The following is a 5,709-nucleotide window of genomic DNA, read 5'->3' as shown; positions in this document are numbered from 1 at the left end:
ACGTATAAATTGGTCGACATCAGAGTGTATTTCAAGCCCGATATCGCCATGGACAGGTATGCTCATTAGTGTTACTTGAAGATGGTTACCTGTCCATAATGCGGTTCTATAATATGGATTTTGTTTAGTAAAACAGTCGATGTTCACAATAAGCGATTCCGCCCCATAATCTCTTATGTCAGGAGTATGGCAGCCATAGTTGTTTCTATTCACACAGCTCACCTCCGATAAAATGTCTTCCGTTTTAGGATATGAGTGAAACACAAAACCTGTGACGAGGAAGGACACTCTCCATCTCTGGAAGCGGTGGTGCCGCCCTATTCATGGTGTCAGCGCAGATTACAAGTAGTATCCCGGCTGATCAGCACTGGAGTAATCACTCTGTGAATGGGGCCTTTTGCCAGGGCAGGCTTTCTTTTTTTGCGCTCGTTCATCTGCTCTACCAAAATTTCCATGGCGGCGGCAGCGATCTTATCAATCTGTTGTCCTACGGTGCTGGTGGGGATAACCGCTTCGCTGGAAATGGGGGAATTGTCGAAGCCGATAATGCGGTAGTCATCCCGCAGGCAGCCGTGAAGCTGCATGAGAAAGTTGAGCAGAATATTGGCGTAGGTGTCGTTGGCGAGAAAGATACCCTTTCTCATGCCGGCGTATTTCTCATCCAGGTATCTGGCAAGCCTTTGGATGGCGGCCTTGTTTTCCTGATAAGTATTTCCAAGATCCTCTAACAGAAGCTCGTGGGGCACATTGTGCTCTGCGCAGAGGTCAAGAAAGCCCTGTATCCGGCCGTAGGAGGGTACATGAGGAGGCACATCCACGTTGATGTGGATCAGTACATCACAATGATTTTTGTACAGCAGGCTGGCTGCCTGCACGCCTCCCATATAGTTGTCCGTGTTTACGCTGCAGGTATATTGATCCTCTCTTTCAATGGTCACAATGGGAATATGATAGGAGGCAAGCTCCGCAGAGGGAATGGTGTGGCTGAGCACAATCATTCCCTCGATATTGTATGCCAACAGCTCGCGGATGTAACGTCGCTCTGTCTCTTCGTTGGAATTACCGGCAAATACCAGAAACTTATAGCCGTAGGTTTCATAGGAGGACAGAATCTGGTTGAGCATTTCGGAATAGTAGTGCAGATAAAGATTGGGCACTATGATGCCCACAAATTCGGTTTTGCCGCTGGCCAGTATCCGCCCAACCTTGTTTTCCTTATAATCCAGATCCTCCAGGGCCTGGGCGATGATTTGCTGGTTTTCCAGGGTGAGAGAGTCCGGATTGTTAAAATAGCGGGAAATGGTGGTTTTGGAAAAATGAGTATATTTAGCGATATCCGCAAAGGTCACCTTGTTGCTTTTCATGAATAAAATCACTCCTTGATGGGCTTGTGTTTTTCTTATTATAACAGAGGAAAAAATCAGTGGCAAGAGAAAAAGTAACCGGTAAAGTAACCGGTTATGTGCAGTTTCCATAAATTTCGGTGCGGCGGGCTGGAGAATATGACGAAAATCTGGAAATCACTTGACGTTTCCTCTGCAGCGCGCTATTATGGGCTTATAAAGTAACCGGTTACTTTACCGGTTACTAAAAGAAAAGAAGCAGATAGGGTAAACAAACAAAGAAAACAAAAAGCAGAAAAGCGAGAAAAGCAAAAACCGATTGGAAGGGAGAGGTAGAGGTGGAAGGAAAAAGGGCAGCAGTAAATGGAAAGAGGACTACAAGGCAAAAGCTTTTGTATGTGAAAAAGAACTGGCAGCTGTATTTGTTCTTTTTGATGCCGGCACTTGTGATTACCATTATATTTAAGTATCTTCCCATGGGAGGAATATTGATCGCGTTTGAGGATTACAATGTGCGCCTGGGGATTCTGGGAAGCGAATGGGTGGGACTTGAGTATTTTGAGAGATTTTTGTCCTCGCCTGATTTTATGGCGTATCTCTTAAACACGTTGAAGCTGAGCCTGTACGGTCTGCTTTGGGGATTCCCGGTACCGATCATTCTGGCTCTTTTGCTCAACAGAATCAGGAGAAAGGGCATAAAGAAGAAAATTCAGCTGTTGATTTACGCCCCCAATTTTATCTCCGTCATTGTCCTGTGCGGTATGGTGAGAATGTTCCTCTCCCCGGTGGGGCCCCTGAACCAGCTTTTGGGGAGCAGTACAAACTGGATGACCATGCCGGAGGCCTTCAGAACCATTTACATAGCAAGCGGCATATGGCAGACGGCAGGATGGTCCTCCATTATGTATACGGCGGCGCTGTCCAATGTGAGCAAGGAGCTGGAGGAGGCGGCTATCATAGACGGTGCAAATATTCTGCAGCAGATATGGTATGTGGAGCTGCCGGCCATCAAAAACATTGTGGTGATCCAGTTTATCCTTTCCGCAGGAAATATTATGAGCATCGGGTTTGAGAAGGCTTATGCGCTGCAGACCAGCATGAACCTTCCGGCATCGGAGATCATTTCCACCTATGTGTACAAGATGGGTCTGTTGTCCGGTGATTACGGCTATTCCACTGCAGTCGGCATTTTTAATTCGGTCATCAATGTGATACTGCTGCTTTTGGTAAACTGGATCGTGAGCAGGCTGAATGAAGGCGAAGGATTATAGGAGGGAGGACGCGGCATGGAGCGCAGAAAATTAAAACTGGGTATGGCAGATAAAATACTTTTGACGGCGGGCTATCTTTTGCTGGGGCTGTTTGTGGTGGCAGTGGTAGTGCCCCTGGCATATGTGGTGATTGCGTCCTTTATGGATCCCAATGTGCTCAACAACCAGGGGCTCAGCTTCCGGATACAGGACTGGACATTGGAGGCATACCGCAGAGTGATGGAGGATGAGATGATATGGAGAGGATTTTTAAATTCCTTTCTTTATTCCATAACCTCCACACTGCTTTCCATCTTTATCACACTGCTTGCGGCATATCCCATGTCCAAGAAGGAGCTGGTGGGGAGAACGTTTTTTAACACTATATTTATCATTACCATGTTTTTTGGAGGCGGACTGATTCCTACTTTCATTCTGATGAACCAGCTTCGTCTGGTGAACACCGTATGGGCGGTCATAGTGCCCGGTTCCTTCAATGTATGGAATATGATTCTTGCCAGAACCTATTATCAGTCCATATCAAAGGAACTGTGGGAGGCCTCCCAGATAGACGGGGCAAATGAGATACAGCATTTTTTCAAAATATTGATGCCTTTGTGCAAGCCTATCATTGCCGTTTTGGCTCTTTGGGGCTTTGTGGGGATGTGGAACAGCTATTTTGACGCCATGATTTATTTAAACGACGCCTCCCTGCAGCCACTGCAGCTGGTGTTAAGATCTATCCTGATACAGAACACGCCCCAGTCCGGCATGATTGCAGACATTCAGAGTACGGCAGAGCTGGCCAAGATGGCTGAGCTTTTGAAATATTCCACCATTATTGTATCCAGCCTTCCACTGCTGATTATGTACCCGTTCTTCCAGAAGTACTTTGACAAGGGTGTCATGGTGGGTTCGGTAAAGGGCTGAGAAAGGAGAGAGCAATGTCAAAAAAAGGAAGAAAAATCATTTGTGCAGCGCTGTCTGGCGCCATTTTGCTGTCTCTGACAGCATGTGGCCAGGGGGGAGTGGCGCAGGCGGATATTGATCCGGATACACCGATATCGGAAGTGACTTTCCCGCTGGAGGAGACAAGAGAGCTGTCCTTTATCACAAACGCGCCTGCCAGAACGGAGCAGGATCCCAATAAAAGGATTATTTTTCAGAGGCTGGAGGAGCAGACGAATGTGCATATAGACTGGACCTGCTTTGTGTCGGATCAGTTTGCAGATAAGAAAAATCTGGCGCTGGCGCAGTTTGGAGCGCTTCCGGACGGTTTGTTTGTGGCGGGCATGGGAGACTACGATCTGCTGCGGTATGCAAAACAGGGAATTATTATCCCGCTGGAAAACCTGATCGACAAATATATGCCCAATCTGCAGGCGGTATTTGAGAAATATCCGGAGTACAGGGTTATGTGTACTGCCCCGGACGGACATATCTATGCATTCCCCTGGATTGAGCAGCTGGGCGAGGGCAAGGAGGCCATTCAGGCCATTGGCAATATTCCCTATATCAACAAGAAGTGGCTGGATTTTCTGAATCTGGAGGTTCCCACAACCACGGCTGAGCTGGAAGAAGTACTGATTGCCTTTCGTGATCATGCCGATGAAATAGAAGCGGAGTTTGACATCACCGGGGATGTGATCCCCATGTCCTTTATCATCAACAATGGGGATCAGGATCCTGCCTTTTTGATCAACGGGTTTGGAGAAGGCTATGGGGATACAGGGGATCACTTTGCGGTGACTGATGAAGGAGAGGTAATCTACACGGCTGTTCAGGAGGGATATAAAGAGGGAATTGCCTGGCTGCATCATCTGGTAGAGGAGGGAGTGGTGGATCCAGAGGCGTTTACGCAGGATTGGTCCACCTATGTAGCAAAGGGAAAAAATCACAGATATGGTCTTTGCTTTACCTGGGACATCGCCAATATTGACAACTATGAGGATTACGTTATGCTGCCTGCACTGGCAGGACCGGAGGGTGTGGTCAATGTCACAAGGCAGAACGGCAGCGAGACCAGCGGATTTGAGAGAGGACGCTGTGTGCTGACCTCTAACTGCAGGGATACGGCATTGGCTGCCGCCTGGATTGATCAAATGTATGCGCCCCTGCAGTCGGCCCAGAATAACTGGGGCACCTATGGGGAGGAAGGCACCCCAAACATTTTTGAGATGAGTGTGAATGACGCGGGGGAGCCCATGCTGCGGCACCTGGACCTTGGAGACAATTCTCCGGTGGAGGTACGGGAAAATCAGTCGGTAAACGGACCGTTGGCAGTGTTAAACGATTATTATGGGGTGTATGTGACGCTTCCGGACGATGCAAAATGGAGACTGGATAATATGCACGCTACTTACCTGGAGGATATGCACAGCAAGTATGTATTCCCCAACGTGTTTATGAGCCTTGAGGATACCAACAGGGTGTCTCAGCTGGACACAGATATCAAACGCTATGCGGAGCAGATGAAGGCCAGCTGGATACTAAACGGCGGAATTGAGGAAGAATGGGACGAATATCTGGAAAGAATGGAAAGCTATGGCCTGTCAGAATATCTGCAGATCAAGCAGAAATATTTTGACGCCTATCAGGAATCATTGCAGGAGGACGCACCATGAGTGAATTATTGAATAAAGCAAGAGAATATGAGAGTCAGATTGTGGCGAAAATCCCACAGGAGGAAAGACCAGTGTTTCACTTTTCAGTGCCTACAGGCTGGCTCAATGATCCCAACGGGTTTTCTGATTTCAAAGGAGAGCATCATCTGTTTTTCCAATATTATCCCTATGAGACAGCATGGAATTCTATGCACTGGGGCCATGCAAGCAGCACGGATTTTGTGTGCTGGAAATACCTTCCCGCAGCCCTTGCACCGGATGAGACCTATGACGGCGCCGGTGTGTTTTCAGGGAGCGCCCTGGAGGATGGGGAAAAGCAGGTTTTGATCTACACAGGCGTGGAGGAGCATACGGAAGAAAATGGGGAGAAAAAAATCAGACAGAACCAGTGCATCGCCATAGGGGACGGCAGGGATTATGTAAAGTCCAAAGAAAATCCTGTCATCACAGCAGAGCTTCTGCCGGAGGGGAGCAGCAGGGAGGATTTCAGAG

General features: G+C 48.0%; 6 protein-coding genes. 4 read left to right on the top strand and 2 right to left on the bottom strand.

The features are described from left to right. Together AC1WIP_RS10445 and AC1WIP_RS10440 are read right to left on the bottom strand one after the other, a co-directional pair. On the bottom strand, positions 1-213 hold a 213-nt coding region (locus tag AC1WIP_RS10445), incomplete at its 3' end, for a cupin domain-containing protein (protein ID WP_481141770.1). A 116-nt stretch (positions 214-329) separates the two neighbouring features. Beyond that, positions 330-1,364 carry a LacI family DNA-binding transcriptional regulator gene (locus tag AC1WIP_RS10440; protein ID WP_481141769.1) on the bottom strand — a complete coding sequence of 345 codons (1,035 nt, stop codon included), beginning with the start codon at positions 1,362-1,364 and terminating at the stop codon, positions 330-332. A gap of 317 nt (positions 1,365-1,681) precedes the next feature. On the opposite strand from AC1WIP_RS10440, the gene AC1WIP_RS10435 reads away from it, so the two are divergent. The 4 genes from AC1WIP_RS10435 to AC1WIP_RS10420 all read left to right on the top strand — a co-directional run. Then, on the top strand, positions 1,682-2,614 hold the full coding sequence (locus tag AC1WIP_RS10435) for an ABC transporter permease (protein WP_318703798.1): 933 nt from the start codon (positions 1,682-1,684) through the stop codon (positions 2,612-2,614). Between the two features lie 15 nt (positions 2,615-2,629). Further along, positions 2,630-3,523: a carbohydrate ABC transporter permease gene (locus AC1WIP_RS10430; protein WP_481141768.1), complete on the top strand. Its 894-nt coding sequence runs from the start codon at positions 2,630-2,632 to the stop codon at positions 3,521-3,523. A 14-nt stretch (positions 3,524-3,537) separates the two neighbouring features. Further along, a complete protein-coding gene (locus AC1WIP_RS10425) occupies positions 3,538-5,217 on the top strand; it encodes a type 2 periplasmic-binding domain-containing protein (RefSeq protein WP_481141767.1) in 1,680 nt (559 codons plus the stop codon). Next, positions 5,214-5,709: glycoside hydrolase family 32 protein (locus tag AC1WIP_RS10420; protein ID WP_481141766.1), on the top strand; the 496-nt coding region annotated here is incomplete at its 3' end. The genes AC1WIP_RS10425 and AC1WIP_RS10420, both read left to right, overlap by 4 nt.

Source organism: Acetatifactor sp., assembly GCF_982438285.1.
Note: the sequence above shows the minus strand (reverse complement) of the source record. Positions and strands in the feature narration are given on the sequence as shown.

Excerpts from the sequence above, each read along its gene's own strand:
- AC1WIP_RS10440 (WP_481141769.1), bottom strand. The coding sequence starts at position 1,364 with ATGAAAAGCAACAAGGTGACCTTTGCGGATATCGCTAAATATACTCAT.
- AC1WIP_RS10430 (WP_481141768.1), top strand. The coding sequence starts at position 2,630 with ATGGAGCGCAGAAAATTAAAACTGGGTATGGCAGATAAAATACTTTTG.
- AC1WIP_RS10425 (WP_481141767.1), top strand. The coding sequence starts at position 3,538 with ATGTCAAAAAAAGGAAGAAAAATCATTTGTGCAGCGCTGTCTGGCGCC.